Source organism: Streptomyces spinosus, assembly GCF_020400655.1.
Lineage (GTDB): Bacteria > Actinomycetota > Actinomycetes > Streptomycetales > Streptomycetaceae > Streptomyces > Streptomyces argyrophylli.
Map to the genome: position 1 here is coordinate 74,066 of NZ_JAINRC010000018.1, position 18,679 is coordinate 92,744.

Annotated in this window: 17 protein-coding genes and 1 pseudogene; 12 read left to right on the forward strand and 6 right to left on the reverse strand. The window is 70.1% G+C overall.

Translation table 11 applies throughout. The features are described 5' to 3' along the window. The first annotated feature begins 33 nt into the window (after positions 1 to 33). Positions 34 to 1,233 (forward strand): 2-oxo acid dehydrogenase subunit E2, encoded by a 1,200-nt coding sequence (locus LG395_RS30970; RefSeq protein WP_225811974.1) that lies wholly within the window; start codon positions 34 to 36, stop codon positions 1,231 to 1,233. Between the two features lie 118 nt (positions 1,234 to 1,351). On the opposite strand, the gene LG395_RS30975 is transcribed toward LG395_RS30970, so the two are convergent. From LG395_RS30975 to qcrB, 3 genes are all read right to left on the reverse strand, one after another. Next, the gene (locus tag LG395_RS30975; protein ID WP_225811975.1) at positions 1,352 to 1,870 is read right to left on the reverse strand and encodes a GNAT family N-acetyltransferase; all 519 of its coding nucleotides are present in this window, start codon (positions 1,868 to 1,870) and stop codon (positions 1,352 to 1,354) included. Between the two features lie 155 nt (positions 1,871 to 2,025). Beyond that, positions 2,026 to 2,868 (reverse strand): alpha/beta fold hydrolase, encoded by an 843-nt coding sequence (locus LG395_RS30980; protein WP_225811976.1) that lies wholly within the window; start codon positions 2,866 to 2,868, stop codon positions 2,026 to 2,028. Between the two features lie 314 nt (positions 2,869 to 3,182). Continuing rightward, positions 3,183 to 4,802 (reverse strand): cytochrome bc1 complex cytochrome b subunit, encoded by a 1,620-nt coding sequence (gene qcrB / locus LG395_RS30985; protein WP_225811977.1) that lies wholly within the window; start codon positions 4,800 to 4,802, stop codon positions 3,183 to 3,185. Positions 4,803 to 5,195: 393 nt separating this feature from the next. On the opposite strand from qcrB, the gene LG395_RS30990 reads away from it, so the two are divergent. From LG395_RS30990 to LG395_RS31010, 5 genes are all read left to right on the forward strand, one after another. Next, on the forward strand, positions 5,196 to 5,960 hold the full coding sequence (locus LG395_RS30990; protein WP_225811978.1) for a class I SAM-dependent methyltransferase: 765 nt from the start codon (positions 5,196 to 5,198) through the stop codon (positions 5,958 to 5,960). A 191-nt stretch (positions 5,961 to 6,151) separates the two neighbouring features. Further along, positions 6,152 to 7,390 carry an NAD(P)/FAD-dependent oxidoreductase gene (locus LG395_RS30995; protein WP_225811979.1) on the forward strand — a complete coding sequence of 413 codons (1,239 nt, stop codon included), beginning with the start codon at positions 6,152 to 6,154 and terminating at the stop codon, positions 7,388 to 7,390. Positions 7,391 to 7,495: 105 nt separating this feature from the next. After that, positions 7,496 to 8,239 (forward strand): PIG-L deacetylase family protein, encoded by a 744-nt coding sequence (locus tag LG395_RS31000; RefSeq protein ID WP_225811980.1) that lies wholly within the window; start codon positions 7,496 to 7,498, stop codon positions 8,237 to 8,239. Positions 8,240 to 8,315: 76 nt separating this feature from the next. Further along, positions 8,316 to 9,416 carry a phenylacetate--CoA ligase family protein gene (locus tag LG395_RS31005; RefSeq protein WP_225811981.1) on the forward strand — a complete coding sequence of 367 codons (1,101 nt, stop codon included), beginning with the start codon at positions 8,316 to 8,318 and terminating at the stop codon, positions 9,414 to 9,416. Further along, entirely contained in the window at positions 9,416 to 10,807 is a 1,392-nt protein-coding gene (locus tag LG395_RS31010; protein ID WP_225811982.1) for an aldehyde dehydrogenase family protein, read from the forward strand. Before LG395_RS31005 ends, LG395_RS31010 begins: the two co-directional genes overlap by 1 nt. Before the next feature lie 7 nt (positions 10,808 to 10,814). On the opposite strand, the gene LG395_RS31015 is transcribed toward LG395_RS31010, so the two are convergent. Next, positions 10,815 to 11,444: a DUF5134 domain-containing protein gene (locus LG395_RS31015; protein ID WP_225811983.1), complete on the reverse strand. Its 630-nt coding sequence runs from the start codon at positions 11,442 to 11,444 to the stop codon at positions 10,815 to 10,817. 200 nt (positions 11,445 to 11,644) lie between these two features. Between LG395_RS31015 and LG395_RS31020 the strand changes: the two genes are divergently transcribed. Continuing rightward, positions 11,645 to 12,541 (forward strand): RNA polymerase sigma-70 factor, encoded by an 897-nt coding sequence (locus LG395_RS31020; protein ID WP_225811984.1) that lies wholly within the window; start codon positions 11,645 to 11,647, stop codon positions 12,539 to 12,541. Positions 12,542 to 12,800: 259 nt separating this feature from the next. Next, entirely contained in the window at positions 12,801 to 13,298 is a 498-nt protein-coding gene (locus tag LG395_RS31025; protein ID WP_308071431.1) for an Ohr family peroxiredoxin, read from the forward strand. 146 nt (positions 13,299 to 13,444) lie between these two features. Here the strand turns inward: LG395_RS31025 and fdxA are convergent. Beyond that, positions 13,445 to 13,750: pseudogene (fdxA, locus tag LG395_RS31030) on the reverse strand (ferredoxin); the annotation flags it as partial. A 234-nt stretch (positions 13,751 to 13,984) separates the two neighbouring features. Here fdxA and LG395_RS31035 point away from each other — a divergent pair. The 3 genes from LG395_RS31035 (at position 13,985) to LG395_RS31045 (ending at position 17,308) form a co-directional block, all read left to right on the forward strand. Then, a complete protein-coding gene (locus LG395_RS31035) occupies positions 13,985 to 15,685 on the forward strand; it encodes an FAD-dependent oxidoreductase (protein ID WP_225812082.1) in 1,701 nt (566 codons plus the stop codon). Between the two features lie 114 nt (positions 15,686 to 15,799). Further along, entirely contained in the window at positions 15,800 to 16,546 is a 747-nt protein-coding gene (locus LG395_RS31040; RefSeq protein ID WP_225811985.1) for an SDR family oxidoreductase, read from the forward strand. Between the two features lie 165 nt (positions 16,547 to 16,711). Further along, the gene (locus LG395_RS31045) at positions 16,712 to 17,308 is read left to right on the forward strand and encodes a YceI family protein (RefSeq protein ID WP_225812083.1); all 597 of its coding nucleotides are present in this window, start codon (positions 16,712 to 16,714) and stop codon (positions 17,306 to 17,308) included. A gap of 127 nt (positions 17,309 to 17,435) precedes the next feature. Here the strand turns inward: LG395_RS31045 and LG395_RS31050 are convergent, their stop codons facing one another. After that, positions 17,436 to 17,702 (reverse strand): WhiB family transcriptional regulator, encoded by a 267-nt coding sequence (locus LG395_RS31050; protein WP_225811986.1) that lies wholly within the window; start codon positions 17,700 to 17,702, stop codon positions 17,436 to 17,438. Between the two features lie 459 nt (positions 17,703 to 18,161). Between LG395_RS31050 and LG395_RS31055 the strand changes: the two genes are divergently transcribed. After that, complete coding sequence (locus tag LG395_RS31055; RefSeq protein WP_225811987.1) at positions 18,162 to 18,596, forward strand: cupin domain-containing protein; 435 nt, start codon at positions 18,162 to 18,164, stop codon at positions 18,594 to 18,596. Positions 18,597 to 18,679: the final 83 nt, after the last annotated feature.

Genomic DNA, 18,679 nt, shown 5'->3' on the forward strand with positions numbered 1-18,679 from the left:
GCCCGGCCGGTCCGTGAGGAGCTGAACGACATCATGACGGTTACCGTGACCCTGCCGGCCCTCGGCGAGTCCGTCACCGAGGGCACCGTGACCCGCTGGCTGAAACAGATCGGCGAACACGTCGAGGCCGACGAACCCTTGCTGGAGGTCTCCACCGACAAGGTCGACACCGAGATCCCCTCCCCCGCGGCCGGCGTTCTGCTGAGCATTGCCGTCGCCGAGGACGAGACCGCCGAGGTCGGCGCCGAGCTCGCCTTCATCGGTACGGCGGACGCCGTCCCGGAGGCCCCACCCGCGCCCCCGGCCGCGGCTCCACAAGCCGCCCCGGCGCCGTCTGCCAGCCCCGCGCCGGCACCGGTCACGCCGCCTCCTGCCGTACCGGTCGCCCCGACCCCGCCCCCCGCACCCGCACCCACGGCGGCACCACCGGTGCCGGCGCCGGTCGCGCGGGTGTCACCCGCACCCGCTGTGCCGGCCGCCCCGGCGGCGCAGGAGTCCGTGCTGCGCGGGCGCACGGTCCCGATGACCCGTATCCGCCGGGCCATCGGGGACAACCTGAAGAAGGCCCTGCTGGAGCAGGCGCAGCTGACCAGCACGGTCGAGGCCGACGTCACCCGGCTCATGCGGCTGCGAAACCGGGCGAAGGACGGTTTCCTCGCCCGCGAGGGCCTCAAGCTGTCCCCGATGCCGTTCTTCGTCAAGGCGGCGGCCCAGGCGTTGAAGGCGCATCCGGTCGTCAACGCCAGGATCGACGAGGGCGAGGGGACGATCACCTACTTCGACACCGAGAACGTCGGCATCGCGGTCGACACCGAGAACGGTCTGATGACCCCGGTGATCAAGGCCGCCGGCGACCTGACCGTCGCAGGGATCGCCCGGGCCGTCCACGACCTGGCCGACCGGGCCCGTAGTGGCCACCTCACCCCCGACGACGTGTCGGGCGCGACCTTCACGATCTCCAACACCGGTTCGCGCGGTGCCCTGTTCGACACCGTCATCGTGCCGCCGCGCCAGGCCGCCATCCTGGGCGTGGGCGCCACGGTCAGGAGGCCTGGGGTCGTGCGCAGCGCCGGCGAGGAGGTCATCGGCATCCGGGACCTGGTACACCTGTCGTTGTCGTACGACCACAGGCTGGTGGACGGAGCGGATGCGGCGCGCTACCTGACCACGGTCAAGGAGATTCTGGAGTCCGCGGCCTTCGAGGGCGACCTGTACCCCGACGCCGGGACCTGAGGCGTGCCGGCGCCCTCTCGAAGGTGCTGAGGAACAGCCGATGCGGAACACTAAGTTCCGCATCGGCTGTTCTCATCGGGTCGGCACCCGGTCCGCTGACCCGGAAGGCAGCCGGTGATCACCGGTGCCCGGCGTGGAGCAAGCGACTCCGCCGGTGGCCGGGCAAGCCGGCCGCCAGGTCACGTACCCGGACCCAAGCGGTGACGGTGCCGCCCTCCTCGCTGCGGTGCACGGCGACGGGCACGTGGCGCAGGAGGGCGTTCATCCGCTCGTCGCCGGACAGGACGAGGCCGTAGAGCCTCACCCAACCGCCTCCGAGCGCGTGCCGGCCCAGGTGACGCAGCAGACGGGTACCCAGCCCCTGTCCCTGCCAGGAGTCCTCGACCAGAAGCGCGGCCTCGACGGCCGAGTGGTCCGGCATCAGATGACCCACGGCGACGATGCGGCCGGTGGCGTCCCGTGCGGCCAGGTGGGCCGAGCCGGGGCGGGCCAGCAGAGCGGGCAGGTAGGCCTCAGGCTCGGCCATGGCCCGGTGGTAGCGGCTCCACAGGGTGTGCGAGGAGCAGCGGTGATGCATCGCCACGATGGAAGCGAGGTCGTCGGGGCCTGTAGGAGTGATCCGCGGTTCGCGGCGCATGGGCTTGTCCTTGCGCGGCCGTCCCGGTGCGGAATGCGCACGGGCGGACCGGCGGTCGGGGGAACAGGGTTCGCGCACGTGGAAGCGTGGAACGCCCACGGGACCGACGTGGACCGATCGGTCCGGGCCGGTCCCGTGGGCGTTACGCGGAAGGGTCAGCGCACCGAGCGCGCGGCGTCCTCGATGACGTCGGTGACCTTGCCCGGCTGCGACACGCTCACGGCGTGGGACGCTCGGACCTCCGTGGTGTGGGCACCGGCCCGCTCGGCCATGAACTCCTGAGCCTTCGGAGGGATGTTGAGGTCCTGCGTGGCGACCAGGACCCAGGACGGGATGGTCTTCCAGGCGGGCTCCGCCGCGCCCTCGGCCAGGGCGGCGTTGGTGATCGGCCGCTGGGTGACGGCCATCAGGTCGGTCTCGTTACGGGGCACGTCCGCCGCGAACTGGTGCCGGAACTTGGCGTTCTGAATGTAGAGGTCGGTGCCTTGGGAACCGTCGGCGTTCGTGAACGGCACCGGGCGCAGCGCGTCGCCGAGGGTGCTGCCGGGGAACTTCCCCGACAGGTCGACCGCGCTCTCGCCCTTCTCCGGGAGGAAGGCGGCGAGGTAGACCAGCGCCTTGACGTTCTTGTTGCCGGTGGCGGCATTGCTGATGACCGAGCCGCCGTAGGAGTGACCGGCCAGGACGATGGGACCGTCGATGCCGGCCAGGACGTCCTTGAGGTAGGCGGAGTCCCCGCTGAGGGAACGCAGCGGGTTGGCGACCGCGACCACGGGATAACCGTCGTGCCGCAGTCTCTTGATGACGCCGTTCCAGCTCGTGGAGTCGGCGAAGGCCCCGTGGACCAGGACGACGGTGGGCTTGGGCTTGCGCCAGGGGGCGCCCTTGTCGGCGGAGGCCGGGGCGATCGTGGTGGCGAGCAGGCCCGCGGCGATGGTGGCGCCGGCCAGAACGGTGAGGGAGGTACGGGCCCGGCGTGTGCGGGAGGTACGGGTCATGTCGAATGCCTTCCGGTCGGGATGGGGGCGCCGGCTCCCGGAGGAGGAGCGGGCTGGTACTGGGGTGGATGCCCCTGCGCGGCCCGCTGCCGCGGTACGGGTGTGGGTCCGCTGTGGCTGCGAGGGCAGCTCCGGGGCTGCCGCTCGGGCTTCGGCGGGTCGGGCCGGCGAGGCGGAGGCGCCGCGGCGAACGGACGCGTGCGGCGGGGCCGTTTGGCCCGGCACTTCCTCGTGCCGCCCTCCACTCATATGACCGGAAACAGGCCGAAGGCGTGACACGTCGTGACGGCAGGTCGTGGAGTGTCCGCCGGTGATCAGGAGTGGCGGTGGCCGCTGATCTCCTTGTACTCGGCCGCCGTGGCCTTGGGAACCTGCGTACCCGAGCCGTAGAGGACACGGCTGAGCCTGACGCGCAGACGCTGGGCAGGGTGGGGCACGGTGCCGTCCGCGTCCCGCACGGGTGCGGCTTCAAGGGGCCGGTACTGCGTGTGGGCGGTCAGGACGTGCAGTTGCGCCTGGGTGAGCGGCTCGTGCACCTCGACGTACTCGCCGTGCGGAAGCCGTTTGATGATGCCGCTCTCCCGCCCGTGCAGCACCTTGTCGCGGTCCTGCCGTTGGAGACCCAGTGCCACACGTTTGGTGACGAAGAAGGCCAGGACCGGGACGACGAACAGACCGATGCGCACGGTCCAGGTGACCGATTCCACGGAGACACGCCAATGAGTCGCTATCAGGTCGTTGGCGGCGCCGACGAGAGCCACCAGGTAGACGCTGAGCCAGGCCACGCCGAGAGCGGTCCGCACCGGGCGGTTGCGGGGGCGGTCCAGCAGGTGCTGTTCGCGGTCGTCGTCCGTGACCCAGGACTCGATGAAGGGATACGCACCCATGGCGAGGAAGAGCAGCAGGCCGATCAGCAGGGGAAGGAAGTTGTCCAGGGCCAGGGTGTGGCCCCAGAACGAGACCTCCCAGCCGGGCATGACGCGCAGGAAGCCGTCGGCGACGCCCATGTACCAGTCGGGCTGGGAACCGGCGGAGACCTGGTCGGGGCGGAAGGGCCCGTAGTTCCACACCGGATTGATCTGCGCGACGGCGGCCATGAAGAAGAGAACGCCGGACACGAGGAAGAAGTAACCGCCGGCCTTCACGGCGTACACCCGGAACGGGATGCCGACGACATTGGTGTTGGTACGGCCGGGCCCGGGGTACTGAGCGTGCCGGTGGCGCACGGCCAGGGCCAGGTGGCCGACGAGCAGGGCGACCATCAGTCCGGGGATGACCAGGATGTGGAGGGTGTTGAAACGGGCGATCAGGTCCTCGCCGGGGAACTCGCCGCCGAAGAGGAAGAACGACAGGTACGTCCCGACGACCGGAATCGAGAGGATCGTGCCGTTCACGACCTGCAGGCCCGTTCCGGACAGCAGGTCGTCGGGCAGGTCGTAGCCCGTCAGGCCCCCGAACATGGCCAGGATGAGCAGCAGGAACCCGAGGACCCAGTTCAGCTCGCGTGGCTTGCGGAACGCGCCGGTGAAGAAGATGCGCAGCATGTGCACGAACACGGCGGCGACGAAGACCAGTGCCGCCCAGTGGTGGGCCTGGCGGACGAGGAGGCCGCCGCGGACGTCGAAGGATATGTGCAGGGTCGAGTCGAAGGCCTCCGACACCAGCTGGCCCCGTAGGGGGGCGTAGCTGCCCTGGTAGACCACGGGATCGGAGGACGGGTGGAAGTAGAAGCTCAGGTAGGCGCCGGTGAGCAGCAGGATGACGAAACTGTAGAGTGCGATCTCGCCGAGCATGAACGACCAGTGGTCGGGGAAGACCAGGCGCCGGGCGGAGCGGACCGGACGGCGGTGGCCGAGCCGGCCGTCCGCCCACTGGGCGAGCCTCTCCCCCGTGCGCTCCTGCCCCGGCGCGGCCGGCCGGCTGTCGTTGCCCATCTCTTCACCATTCATTTCTGCATCACCCGAAGCTCGCTGCGTCTGAGGGCGCCGCGGTCCCGGGCTCTGCCGTAGGTCCGCGGCACTGGCGTGTTGCGAGTGCTCCCCGTCGCCGTGCGGCCGTGGCTGACCCTGCCGTGGGCGTTCCCTCGGCCCCGTCACGGGCGGGGAACGCACACGCGGCGCCGCGGAGCCGACTCGTCCACGGCTGTGCTGTTCGGGCACGGTTCGTGAACTGCTGTCCCCGTCATGACCGGCGAGACGGCCCAGGTGTGACACGAGGAGCCGGGCGCCGCCGTGCTCCTCGACGTCCGTGGCAGAGCCCGCACGGGCCGGCCCACCACTCCCCGCCCTCGTTGTCACACCCACGGCCCAGGTGCTGTCTTGCTGGATATGCACCCTGTCATAGCGAGAGCACCGACTTTCCGGCCGCAAACGGATTCCTATGCCGTCACCGCGGAGTTCTACGACATCCTCCAGGCCGAAGCGGACGAGAGACGGGTCCGTCATCTCTACGGTCGCGAAGTCGCGAAGGCCCGTGTCGGCGTCCTGGACATCGGCGCCGGTACCGGACGGGTCACGTTGATGAGCCTGGCCGAGTCCCGAGCCGACGTGTATGCGGTCGAGCCCGCGCGGGCCATGCGGACGTCCCTGATGACCCGCCTCGCCGCTCTGCCCGCACGGGAGAGGGCGCGGGTGACGGTGCACCCGCACGCCTTGGACGAGGCGGCTCTGTACGCGGTGGCGGACGTGGCCGTCTGCCACAACACGGTCGCGTGCCTCTCGCCGAGCGCGCGGCACGCGCTCTGGCATGCCATCGGTGCCGCCCTCGTCCCCGGTGGTTCGCTGTTCCTGCAGCTCCCGCCTGCCCGGCTGCCGGCCCGGAGCATTCGGCGCGTCCTGCCCGAACAGCGGGTCGGTGAGCACACGTACGGCGGACGCATGGTGATGTCGACCGCCGGGAACCGCATCCACACACGCGCCGACTACTGGGTGCGGAGTACGGAAGGTGTGCTCCGGGAGCACACCGAGACGTTCTGGATGTGGCCCGCCTCGCGCGCCCAGGTGATCGACGACCTGAAACAGCACGGATTCGTCCCGTTGCCGGGACACGACGACCCGGCCGTGCTGGCGGTGACGCTCCGATCTCACTGGTGAGACGTCCGATCTCACTGGTGAGACGACGGATCACACATCCTGGTGCGCGCGGGGACGGCCGGGGCCGCCGACGGCGGCCGCCGAGGCACGCTGACGCGGCGATGTCACAACGCGTGTCGTCGCCCGGTCTCATGGATGACCGCACCACACGACTCACCGTGTGCGCCGCACAACCTGAGACGGAAGTCATCATGTCGCCTGGTAACACGTTCGTGATCGTCGGTGGCGGCCTGGCCGCCGGCAAGGCCGCGGAAGAGCTGCGCGCGCACGGTCACGACGGCCCGCTCCTCCTCATCGGCGACGAGCGGGAGCGGCCGTACATACGACCGCCACTGTCCAAGGGGTATCTGCTGGGCAAGGAGGATCGCGAGTCGATTCACGTCCACCCCGAGAACTGGTACCGGGAACACGGGGTCGACCTGCTTCTGGGTACGAGCGTGACGTCGGTCGACGGGCAGGCCAAGGAGGTGACGCTGGACGACGGTCGTCGCGTGCCCTACACCAGGCTGCTCCTGGCGACCGGTTCCTCGCCGCGCCGCCTGTCGGTGCCGGGTGCGGACCTGGAGAACGTGCTGTATCTGCGGCGCGTGGGCGACAGCGAGCGTCTCAAGTCCGCCTTCACCGCGGGTGCGCGGATCGTGGTGGTCGGCGGCGGTTGGATCGGTCTGGAGACAGCGGCCGCGGCCCGGACGGCCGGGGCGGAGGTGACCGTGCTCGAGCACGCCGAGCTGCCCCTGCTCAAGGTTCTGGGGCGGGAGGCGGCCGAGGTCTTCGCCGGCCTGCACCGAGACCACGGCGTCGACCTGCGTCCCCGCGCCGAGATCGAACGCGTCACCGGAACCGGCGGCCGCGTGGACGGGGTCGTGCTCGCCGACGGCAGTCATCTGCCCGCGGACGCCGTGGTGGTGGGGGTGGGTATCACGCCCAACGTCCGCCTCGCCGAGGAGGCGGGCCTGGATGTGCGCAACGGCATCGTCACGGACGAACACCTGCGGACCTCGGTGGCCGACATCTACGCCGCCGGCGACGTCGCCAACGCCTACCACCCGCGGCTCGGCCGGCACGTGCGCGTGGAGCACTGGGCCAACGCGCTGCATCAGCCGCGCACCGTCGCGCTGAGCATGCTGGGCAAGGACGCGGTCTACGACCGGCTGCCGTACTTCTACACCGACCAGTACGACCTCGGGATGGAGTACACCGGCTACGCCGAGCCGGGCGGCTACGACCGTGTCGTCTTCCGCGGAGCCCCGCACGAGCGGCGGTTCATCGCCTTCTGGATGTCCGGGAACCGGATCGTGGCGGGAATGAGCGTCAACGTGTGGGACGTCATCGACACGATCCGTTCCCTGATCGAATCCGGCGTGGAGACGGACGACGCCGTCCTCGCCGATCCCGCCGTCCCCCTGGAAAGCCTCCTTCCGCGCGTCTGAACCACTTCGGCGACACGGTCGGCTCCGAGGCGCCCGGCCACATCGGCCCGAGGGCCCCGCGCCGGCCTGCCCGCCCCACCACGCGACATCGACGAGAGCAGACACATGACCGACAGCCCCCCTGCGCCACTCCGCCCGATGCCGGACGACTGGCGACGGGCACTCGCCGTGGTGGCCCATCCCGACGATCTCGAGTACGGATGCTCGGCCGCCGTGGCCTCCTGGGTGGCCGGCGGCCGGGAGGTCACCTATGTCCTCGCCACCCGTGGTGAGGCCGGTATCGACAGCCGGGCCCCCGACCGCGCCCGGTCGCTGCGCGAGGCGGAGCAGCGGGCCGCCGCCGCGGCCGTGGGTGTTTCCACGGTGGAGTTCCTCGACCACCAGGACGGTGTGATCGAGTACGGCGTGCCCCTGCGGCGCGATATCGCTGCGGCCGTCCGCCGCCACCGGCCCGAGCTGGTGATCACGCTGAACCACCGGGACACCTGGGCCCATGGTGCCTGGAACACACCGGACCACGTGGCCGTGGGGCGCGCGGTGCTGGACGCGTCGGCGGACGCGGGCAACCGCTGGATCTTCCCGGAGCTCACCGAACAAGGCCTGCGGCCCTGGAACGGCGTCCGGTGGGTGGCCGTCGCCAACTCGCCCGCGCCGACTCACGCGGTGTCCGCCGAGCCGGGCTTCGAACAGGCGGTGCTGTCGTTGCTGCGGCACCGCACCTACATCGAGGGATTGACCGAGGAGGACCCCGAGACGTACGCGCGCCGCTTCCTGGCCGAGAGCACCAGCGCCCACGGCTCGCGGTTCGACGTCCGGCGCGCCGTCGCCTTCGAGTTGTTCGGCCGGTGACCGAACGCGCCCGGATCCCACACGCCCCGCGGAAATTCGCTCATACGCACGAGACCGTGCCGAGGAAGGACCATCCATGACGTACGAGTCCCCCACCGTTCTGGACGCCGGACCGTCCGACGACGTCGACCCGGACGAGTTCGTCCGAGCGGCCATGCGCTGGCACTTCGACCCGGCGACAGGCTCCCGCTACTGGCTCGACCGGGCCGACCGGCTCGCCTTCGATCCGCGGCACGACGTCGAGGGCGTGGACGACCTGATGCTCTTCCCCGACCTGACCGACGAACTGCGGGACGTCCCGGTGGCCGACCTGATCCCCCGGGGCTACGCAAACGACGCCCGGCTGCTCAACGTCTTCGACAGCGGCGGAACGACCGGGGCGCCCAAGCGGGTCGTCCAGCTCGACGACTGGGTGCGGCACAGCACGGAGCAGGTCGACAAGCGCCTCCGGGACCACGGCCTGCCCGTCGGAGGCCACTGGCTGACGGTGGCGCCGACGGGTCCCCACCTGGTGGGTGACGTGTTGCAGCGGGCCGCCGGGTCCCTCGGCGGCACGGGGCTGAGCATCGACATGGACCCCCGCTGGGTGAGGAAGCTGGCCGCCGCCGGCCGGAGCGACGAGGTCGAGTCCTACACCGACCATCTCGTCGACCAGTGCCGGCGGATCCTGCTGACCCAGGACATCCGGGTGCTCGCCGCCACCACCCCACTGCTGGAGCGCTTCGCACACGAGGACGACCTTCTGGAGCGCATCAACGGCTCCGTCCAGGCGATCATCTGGGGCGGCACGCACATGGACCCCGACACCCGCCACCTGCTGGGCACGGAGGTCTTTCCCGACGTACCCCTCATCGGCATGTACGGCAACACCATGATGCTCACCGCGCTGCTCGAACGGACAGGTCTCACCGCTTCGGACCCCTGTGTGTTCGACCCCGTGTCGCCGTACGTGTTCCTGTCGGTCGTGGATCCCGACACCGGGGACACGGTGGACGTCGGTGAACGGGGCCAGGTGATCGTCAGCCACGTCAGCAAGTCCATGCTCATCCCCAACAACGCGGAACGGGACACGGCCGTGCGCGTACGGCCGGCCAACGGCCAGGCAGGTGACGCCGTCGCGGACGTCGCGCCGGTGCCCACGGTGAAGGGCGAGACCGTGATCGAGGGCGTGTACTGATGACGGACGCCGTGGTCACCGGGCCGGTGTACCTGGACGCGCTGGGTCCCCGGGGTCCGTACCGGACGCGGGTGCCGAGCGCGGTGACGGATGTGTCCGGTACCGAGGTGGCGCGGCTGAGCCTGGTGCCGCCGGTGTTCGTCGGCCGGGCACTGGCCACGCTGCGCAAGGCCGACCCGGTGCCGGCGGCCGGCCTCGACGCACTGCTGGCGGCGGCCGGCGAGGAGTTCGCCACCGGCACCGTCGGCGGACTGGATGTACGCGAGTACGAACACCTCGTCAGCCGCACCTCCGGTACTCCGCTGACGGTGGTGCGCGCCGCCACACGGGGCACGGCTCGATACGTCGGCCGGGCCCGTTCCTCCGCCGAGCGGGGAAGACCACGCGGGGCGGTGTCCGACCGCCGCGACCCGTCCCTGCCGGCCGGCCACGCCGTCTGGGCCCGCCGGGGACACGTGTTCGCCGTCAACGCCTCCGGCAACCATCCCGGTGTCCACCGGCTGTGGCTCGAGGCACTCGCCCTGGGCTACCGGGTCGCGGTGCGTCCGTCACGGCGGGAACCTTTCACCCCGTACCGGCTGGTCGGGGCGCTGCACCGGGCGGGTGTCCGGCAGGACCAGCTGGTGTTGCTGCCCACGGACCACCGGATCGCCGACACGCTGATCCGCGGTGCCGACCGGGCGGTCGTGTACGGCGGCGACGAGGTGGTCGCCCGGTACGCCCACGATCCGCGCGTGCTGCCGCAGGGCCCGGGCAGGACGAAGATCCTCATCACCGCGGACACCGACTGGCGCGAGCACCTCGACACGATCGTCGGCTCTGTCGCCGACGAGGGGGGCACCGCGTGCGTCAACGCCACCGCCGTCTTCGTCGAGGGTGATCCCGCGCCGCTCGCCGAAGCCATCGCGGCCCGCCTGTCCCGGCTGCCCGTTCTGCCGCCGCAGGACGTGCGAGCGGTGCTCCCGGTGTGTCCGCTGGACCGGGCACGGGCACTCGACTCCTACCTGCGGTCGGTGGCGGCGGGAACCCGTGCGTGGCTCGGTGGTGAGGGCATCGTCGGCGACCTCGACGACGGAAGCGCCGTCCTGCGTCCCGCCGTCCATCAGGTCGCCGGCTGCAGCGCCGCGCAACTGCGGACCGAACTCCCCTTCCCCTGCGTATGGGTGGCCCCCTGGAACCGCGCGGACGGAATCGCCCCGCTGCGGGACACACTCGTGCTCTCGGCGCTCACCCGCGACGGCGCGTTGCTCGACACTCTGCTGGCGGAACCCACCATCGCCAATGTGTACGTCGGTGACCGCCCGACCTACTGGATGGCCCCTGGCGTGCCGCACGACAGCTACCTGTCGGACTTCCTGATGCGCAGCAAAGCCCTGGTCGGCGCCCTGTGACAGGCGGTCAGTGGGGCATGAGCAGCATCAGGGCCGTCCCCAGCGCCATCGTTCCGTCGCGGACGTGACCGTACGGTTCCGTCGCGGCGGCACGGTGCGCGGCGTCCGGGGCGGACCGCAGGGAGGGCATGGGACGGGTCAACGACCACATGGCGCAGGCCAGGAGATACACCGTCAGCGACCCGGTGATCCAGGCATCCGGCACTGGTGCGCCGGTGACATGGCCGTGAGCCGCGGTGTCCTGCGCGGCCGGGACGCCTCCGGCCAGGATCTCGTGGGACGGCACCGCCCCGCCGTGGTGTGCGCGCAGCATCCAGGCCATCGCGGCCATGCCGGCCGCGGACGGCAGCCGGCCGGCGATCTCCGTCACCTTGTTCGCCGTGTGGCGGCGCAGAGCGGCCAGCGGGAACCACAGTGCGGCGAGCGTGCAGAGAACCGTCGTGGCCCGGCCGGACAGCGTTCGTCCGAGACTCCACGGCATGGCCGCCATGACCACGGACATGGCGGCGTGCAGGAGGTGGTCCACCCGGTAACGGCATCCTGTCCCCGGCGACCGGACGTGCCACAGTGCGTGCATTGCCGCGAGGGCGAAGAACACCGTCAGCATGATGTGCACGGCGTCGGCGGGAGTGTCCATGGGACGCGTGCACCTTTCCTGGTCAGTGACCTTTCACAGTCTTGACCGGACGTGCAGTTGTTTCGTGACAGAGATCGCCCGCTGTCGAGTGTCACGGTGTGCGAGCTGGACGGCGTCCGGGGCGATGGTGCCAACGCCCCCGACGCGCCCCCTCATAGCCGCTTGTAGCATGGAACGCACGAAGCCAGAAGGGAAGATCCATGCACGCTGGCGCCCACCCCGACACCCTCGATCAAGCGACGAAGGAGTTCCTTTCGGCGCGCCCGCGACTCTTCGGCATCGCCTACCGCGTCCTGGGCAGTACGGCGGAGGCCGAAGACGTCGTGCAGGAAACCTGGCTGCGGTGGCAGAACACGGACCGCGAGAAGGTCCTCGAACCGGCCGCCTTCCTCACCACGGTGGCCACCCGGCTGGCGATCAACCTGGCCCAGTCCGCCCGGGTGCGCCGGGAGTCCTATGTCGGCCCCTGGCTTCCCGAGCCCGTCGACACCACGAAGGATCCGCAGCTGGGCGCGGAGCGGGCCGAGGCCCTGGAGATGGCGGTTCTGCTGCTCCTGGAGAAACTGAATCCCGTGGAGCGCACCGCCTATGTGCTGCGGGAGGCGTTCGACTATCCCTACGGGCGGGTCTCCGAGATTCTCGAGACGAGCGAGGCCAACGCCCGTCAGCTGGTGAGCAGGGCACGCAGGCACCTGGCCGCCGAGCGCAGGGAGCGCGTCACGCCGGCAGCCCATCGGCGGCTGCTTGAGGTGTTCCTCTCCGCGGCGCGGACGGGTGATCTGTCGGTGCTGGAGGACGTTCTCACCGCCGACGTCGTCAGCTACTCGGATGGTGGCGGAATCCGCGGCGCGTCCAGGATCCCGGTCGTCGGACGGCCGCATGTCTCCCGGTACCTCGTGGCGTTCGCACCGCGTTTCTGGCCACAGGCGGACATCCGGTGGGTCGAGGCGAACGGCCTGCCGGCCGTGCTGGTCTCGTCCGGCGGACAGGCCGTCGCCCTGCTGTCCGTCGACGTCTCGACGGAGGGCATCGACCGGCTCATGTGGGTGATGAACCCGGCCAAGCTGGCGCCCTACGTGGCCTCCCTCCGCGACTGACCCGTCGGCGGGCAGGCGTCACAGGAACGGTTACTCGTCGGTCAACTGGTAGTCCGGACCCCGGACGCCCCGACCCGAGGACGGACGACGTGACGTGTGGTGTGTGCGGTGCGGTGTCGCCCGCGAGAGAGGACGCGCCGGCCTGCCCGGCGCGTCCCTCGCATCCGACTGTCACCGCCTTCCCTGCCTCCGGGCCCCTGAGTACGCGCTCCCGGACATCGGCCGGAGCGCCGTACCACGACCACATCGGAGTCATGCCGTGACCGAGCGCACCCAGGTGCCCAGCCTGTCGACCGAGAAGGACTACGACGGGAACGAGTTCTCGCCCATCTACACGACCACGGTGACCGTGCACGGTGGCGTGGCCTCGCACGGGCGGGCCTCCGGCCGGGCACGCTCGTCAGACGGCGCCTTGGACCTCGACCTGCGCATGCCCGCCGAGCTGGGCGGCGACGGCCAGGGAACCAACCCCGAGCAGCTCTTCGCGGCCGGTTTCGCCGCCTGCTTCCACGGCGCGCTGAGCCTCCTGGCACGGCAGGAGGCGCTCGACCCCGCGGCCATCTCGGTCGTGGCGACCGTCGCCTTCGGACGCGATCCGGAGGACGGTGGCTATCTGCTGCGCGTCGATCTGGTGGTGCGGTGGCCCGGTGTCGCTCACGAGACGGCGACGGGTCTGATGGAGAAGGCCGACGCGCTGTGTCCTTACGCGCGCATGGCCTGGAGGGGCACGCCGACCACCATCACGCTCGCCTCCTGACCGGCACGTCCGGCCTGCGTGGACCGTCGCCCCGGGCGGCGGTCGCTCGCCGCCGGCACACGCGGTCAGGACGGGAACCACAGGTCCGCGTCGGCGGCTTCCTCCTTGCGGACGGCGAAGACGGAGATCTCCTTCTTGTGGAGACCCTGCCGGGGAAGGGCCGAGACCAGCGGGTGGTCCGCGTCCACGCCGCCACGGTGGTCCCGCTCCGGCGTCGCGGCTACGAAGAACTCCGCGTTGACGGACCGGTAGTGCGCCCAGTGCCGCGGCAGGTCGTCCTCGTAGAAGATGGCCTCCACGGGACAGACAGGTTCACAGGCGTGGCAGTCGACGCACTCCGCGGGGTTGATGTAGAGGGTGCGTGAACCCTCGTAGATGCAGTCGACGGGGCATTCCGTGACACACGCCCGGTCCTTGATGTCGACGCAGGGCTGCGCGATGACGTACGTCATCCCTCTCCTCCTCCTCGCCGCCGGACACGCCACAGGGGCCGACTCGGGCCGCCGTCGGACTCGTCGATACGACCGGGGACTCCGTCTCGTTGTGACACGTGCGCTCTCCCCGGTGTCACTCGCCCCGGCGCCACAGGCGCCCGTGTCACAAAGCCCCGCCTGGCCTGGTCGTAGTCGGTGACACCCTCAGCGACGGGAGCAATCGTGGCCATCACCGAACAACGACTGTCGACCATGGTCCTCGTGATCGGTAACGGCGGAGCCGGCCTGCGGGCGGCGATCGAACTGGCCGAGGCCGGCGTCGATGTCGTTGCCGTCGGCAAACGCCCCAAGGAGGACACCCACACCTCCCTGGCCGCCGGCGGGATCAACGCGGCCCTGGCCACGATGGACCCCGAGGACAGCTGGCAGCAGCACGCCGCGGACACCCTCAAGGAGAGTTACCTGCTCGGCGACCCCCGCACCGCGGAGATCGTCACCCAGGGCGCGGCCCTTGGCATCGACGACCTGGAGCGCTACGGCATGGCTTTCGCCCGCGAGGGAGACGGCCGCATCTCGCAGCGCTTCTTCGGAGCGCACAAGTATCGCCGCACCGCCTTCGCCGGCGACTACACCGGCCTGGAGATCCAGCGCACGCTCATCCGGCGCGCGAGCCAGCTGGACATACCCGTGCTCGACACCGTCTACATCACCCGTCTCCTGGTCCACGACGGTGCCGTCTTCGGGGCCTATGGCTTCGACCTCACCAACGGCACCCGTTACCTCATCCACGCGGACGCCGTCATCCTCGCGGCCGGCGGGCACACTCGCATCTGGCGGCGCACCTCGTCGCGACGGGACGAGAACACCGGCGACTCCTTCCGTCTGGCGGTCGAGGCCGGGGCCCGCCTGCGCGACCCCGAACTGGTCCAGTTCCACCCCTCCGGCATCATCGAACCGGAGAACGCCGCCGGCACCCTCGTCAGTGAGGCGGCCCGCGGTGAGGGCGGCATTCTGCGCAACGCCCTCGGCGAGCGGTACATGAGCAGGTACGACCCTCAGCGGATGGAACTGTCCACCCGTGACCGCGTGGCCCTCGCCTCCTACACCGAGATCAAGGAAGGCCGCGGCACCCCCAACGGCGGGGTCTGGCTCGACGTCTCCCACCTCCCCCGACAGACGATCATGAACCGGCTGCCCAGGGTCTACCAGACGCTCCTCGATCTGCAGATGCTCGACATCACCCGCGAACCCATCGAGGTCGCCCCCACCGCGCACTACTCGATGGGCGGCGTGTGGGTCCGCCCGGAGGATCACAGCACCGACGTGCGCGGCCTGTACGCCATCGGCGAGGCCTCCAGCGGCCTCCACGGCGCCAACCGCCTCGGCGGCAACAGTCTCATCGAACTGCTCGTCTACGGCCGCATCACCGGACAGGCCGCGGCCGCCTACTCGGAGTCACTCGCCGCGCAGCCCCGCTCCGCGGCCGCGGTGGCCCGGGCGCGCGCCGAAGTCGACGAGCTCCTCGCCGCCGACGGACCTGAGAACGTCCGCGCCCTCCAGCGCGCCATCCGCAACACCATGACCGAGCACGCCGGTGTCGTCCGCGACGAACAGGGTCTGCGCACGGGCCTGGCGGAGCTGGACACGATCGAGAAGCGCATGGAGAACATCGGGGTCCACCCCGACATCGCCGGCTTCCAGGACCTCGCCCACGCCTTCGACCTCAAGTCGGCCGCCCTGGCGGCCCGGGCCACCCTCGAAGCGGCGCTGGAACGCAGGGAGACCCGCGGTTGTCACAATCGCAGCGACTTCCCTGCCATGGATCCCGCCTTCCGGGTCAATCTCGTCTGGTCCCCGACGACCGGAATCACCCATGAGAGCATTCCGCCCATTCCGGGCGAGATCGCATCCCTCATGGAGGACGTCTCCACCGATGGAAAGCTCGTCGAATAGTTGTCCGTCACCCCCGCATTCCTGCTCCACGTTCTTCGCCTCGTCACAGAAATCGTGCGCAGCCGGTCTTTTCTGATGCAGACCGACGTCACACATCACTGAAAGGATTTCACTATGAAGGTCGTAGTGATCGGCGGTACCGGACTGATCGGCTCGAAGCTGGTCGCCAGGCTCGAGGAGCACGGTCACGAGGCCGTACCGGCGGCACCCAACACCGGCGTCAACACGCTCACGGGCGAGGGCCTGGCCGAGGTCCTCGACGGTGCCTCGGTCGTGGTGGACGTCTCCAACTCGCCTTCCTTCGCGGACGACGCCGTCATGGAGTTCTTCCGTACCTCGACCACCAACCTCCTCAAGGCGGAGGCGGACGCCGGGGTGACCCACCACGTGGCCCTCTCCGTGGTGGGTACGGAACGGCTCGAGGAAAGCGGCTACTTCCGTGCCAAGCAGGCTCAGGAGGGGCTGATCAAGGACTCGGGAATCCCGTACTCCATCGTGCACGCCACGCAGTTCTTCGAGTTCATGAAGGGCATCGCCGATTCGGCGACCGACGGTGACACCGTCCGCCTGGCCCCGGTCAAGATCCGGCCCATCCACTCCGACGACGTGGCCGCCGCCGTCGGCCGCACCGCTGTCGATACTCCGGTCAACGGAGTGGTGGAGGTCGCCGGGCCCGAGGTGTTCCAGCTGGACGAGCTGATCCGAAAGGGCCTGGCCGCCAAGGGCGACCCGCGCACGGTGGTGTCCGATGTGCACGCCCCCTACTTCGGTGCGGAGCTGCAGGAGACCACCCTGCTTCCCGGTCCGGACGCGCACATCGCGGACACCCGTTTCGCCGACTGGCTCGCGCAGCGACGGTGAGCCGCGGGTGGCGGTCACTGGGGCAGGGCCCGCCACCCCGAGGGGGGCCTGTCGTCCGCACCGCGGCACGGCAGGCCCCCTCTTCCTGTCCGGCGCGGCGGCGGCCAGGACTCCGACACGCCTTGCAACCGACAGACAACACCGCAGAGAAAGCCAGCCACCATGCTGATGCGACGCGATCAAGCCGTTCCTCCCAGCTCGACCTCGTACCTGGGGGTGACCGGTACATACACCATCGACCCGGTCCACAGTTCGATCGGCTTCTCCGTCCGGCACGCCATGATCTCCAACGTCCGCGGCAGGTTCGACCGTTTCGAAGGCCTTCTCAAACTCGACGGCGCCGACCCGTCGCGTTCCGAGGCGTACGTGAGTGTCCAGACCGACAGCCTGAACACGGGCATCCAGGAGCGCGACGCTCACCTCGGAGGGCCCGACTTCTTCGACTCCGCGACGTTTCCCCTGATGGCGTTCCGCTCCACCGGCATCGTCCCGCTCGGCGACGACGAGTTCCGTCTCACAGGCGGTCTGCGCATCAAGGACATCGAGCTGCCCTTGGACATCGACGTCGTCTTCGGCGGAGCCGGCGAGGACGCCTACGGGCTGCACCGGGTCGGCTTCGAGGGCGCGGCCACGCTGCGGCGTTCGGACTGGGGGCTGGCCTGGAACACACCGTTGGCGACGGGGGGAGTCCTCGTCAGCGACAAGGTGACCCTGACACTGGACGTCTCAGCGGTACGACTCGACCGGGACACGGCGTCCTGACCGGAAGCCGGTGCGGGCGGGGTGGCGCCCGTTCGGGAACCACCCCGCCCACAGCCTCCCCTGCCTGTGTCTGCGTTTCGGCTCCTTCTGCTGCGGCCACAGGCCGGGTCCATCACTCGGCCCCTGCTCACGCGGCGGTTTCCGTCACCCCGGGCGTACGCGCCGTGCGCCGTCGCATGGCGCGGCGCTCCCCTTCCGTCGTACCGCCCCAGATACCCTCCACCGGATCCGCGGCGACGGCCCACGCCAAACACCGCTCCCGCACGGGGCAGCGCCGGCAGACGGCCTTCGCCTCATCCGTCTGTATCGCCACCAGGCCGCTGTTGACGTTGCCTATCGGGAAGAAGAGATCAGGGTCCTGGCCTCGGCAAAGCGCCCGTTCGCGCCAGTCCATGGAACACCTCCTGGGTGAGGGACGGATACGGTCTCGGGGGGCGGCTCGTCGTCAGGGCGTTCGACGACGCGGATGGCGGTCCACCACCGCTCGTCACCTGATAGGACCGAGCGGTCGATGTGTGTGTGACACCGCGACGGCGCGGAGCTGGCGTTCCCGAAGACCTGAGAGAGATCCACCGATTATCGAAGACGCCCCCGCGCGTGGGCGACTCGTCAGGAACGAGGGCGGTTCCAGGGGCGCGGTTCGTCAGGGTATCGCGTCGGCTCTCCAGACGGCGGGAACTGTACTGCTCCGTCTCGCGTCTGCCTCTTCGTGTCGCCGGAACACACTGTTGTGGCACCCCGGCCATCGGTGTCATTTCCCACGGCAATACAGTGAGTCCTGTCGAACAGGCCGCTCATGAGGTGCACTGACCCGAGCGGCCCCTCACATACCCGCCTCCCGAAGGGGATCAGCATGCGCAACGTGTTGCGTACCGCGGCCATCGGTGCCATGTCCGCAGGGCTCACGCTCGCCCCGGGGGTCGCCCAGGCGACACCCGGCGGTCCCGGTGTCACAGCCAAGACGCTGGCACAGTGGACCACCCATCGTTGGGACTACACAATCCGTGAGATCACCATTCCTCCCGGTCAGGGGACGGGATGGCATTACCACGACGGCTACCTGTACGCCTATGTCAAGCAGGGAACACTGAGCCACTTCGATGCCAGGTGCGCGTCGGACGGCGTGTACAAGGAGGGCGACTACATAAAGGAGCCGCCTGGCGCGGAGCACGTGCACATCGGGCAGAACCGCGGCGCGGTGAACGTCGTCCTGAAGGTCCTCTATGTCCTGCCGCACGGCAGCCCCTTCGCTGAGGACGCCCCTGATCCCGGCTGCGAGCCGAACTGACCGGGCTCGCCGCTCCACGGCTGTCACAGCTCCCGCCACTACCTGGTCAATGCGGTGTCCACGGCTACGACGGCAACCGCTCA

Excerpts from the sequence above, each read along its gene's own strand:
- LG395_RS30970 (WP_225811974.1), top strand. The coding sequence starts at position 34 with ATGACGGTTACCGTGACCCTGCCGGCCCTCGGCGAGTCCGTCACCGAG.
- LG395_RS30975 (WP_225811975.1), bottom strand. The coding sequence starts at position 1,870 with ATGCGCCGCGAACCGCGGATCACTCCTACAGGCCCCGACGACCTCGCT.
- LG395_RS30980 (WP_225811976.1), bottom strand. The coding sequence starts at position 2,868 with ATGACCCGTACCTCCCGCACACGCCGGGCCCGTACCTCCCTCACCGTT.
- qcrB (WP_225811977.1), bottom strand. The coding sequence starts at position 4,802 with ATGGGCAACGACAGCCGGCCGGCCGCGCCGGGGCAGGAGCGCACGGGG.
- LG395_RS30990 (WP_225811978.1), top strand. The coding sequence starts at position 5,196 with ATGCACCCTGTCATAGCGAGAGCACCGACTTTCCGGCCGCAAACGGAT.
- LG395_RS30995 (WP_225811979.1), top strand. The coding sequence starts at position 6,152 with ATGTCGCCTGGTAACACGTTCGTGATCGTCGGTGGCGGCCTGGCCGCC.
- LG395_RS31000 (WP_225811980.1), top strand. The coding sequence starts at position 7,496 with ATGACCGACAGCCCCCCTGCGCCACTCCGCCCGATGCCGGACGACTGG.
- LG395_RS31005 (WP_225811981.1), top strand. The coding sequence starts at position 8,316 with ATGACGTACGAGTCCCCCACCGTTCTGGACGCCGGACCGTCCGACGAC.
- LG395_RS31010 (WP_225811982.1), top strand. The coding sequence starts at position 9,416 with ATGACGGACGCCGTGGTCACCGGGCCGGTGTACCTGGACGCGCTGGGT.
- LG395_RS31015 (WP_225811983.1), bottom strand. The coding sequence starts at position 11,444 with ATGGACACTCCCGCCGACGCCGTGCACATCATGCTGACGGTGTTCTTC.
- LG395_RS31020 (WP_225811984.1), top strand. The coding sequence starts at position 11,645 with ATGCACGCTGGCGCCCACCCCGACACCCTCGATCAAGCGACGAAGGAG.
- LG395_RS31035 (WP_225812082.1), top strand. The coding sequence starts at position 13,985 with ATGGTCCTCGTGATCGGTAACGGCGGAGCCGGCCTGCGGGCGGCGATC.
- LG395_RS31040 (WP_225811985.1), top strand. The coding sequence starts at position 15,800 with ATGAAGGTCGTAGTGATCGGCGGTACCGGACTGATCGGCTCGAAGCTG.
- LG395_RS31050 (WP_225811986.1), bottom strand. The coding sequence starts at position 17,702 with ATGGACTGGCGCGAACGGGCGCTTTGCCGAGGCCAGGACCCTGATCTC.
- LG395_RS31055 (WP_225811987.1), top strand. The coding sequence starts at position 18,162 with ATGCGCAACGTGTTGCGTACCGCGGCCATCGGTGCCATGTCCGCAGGG.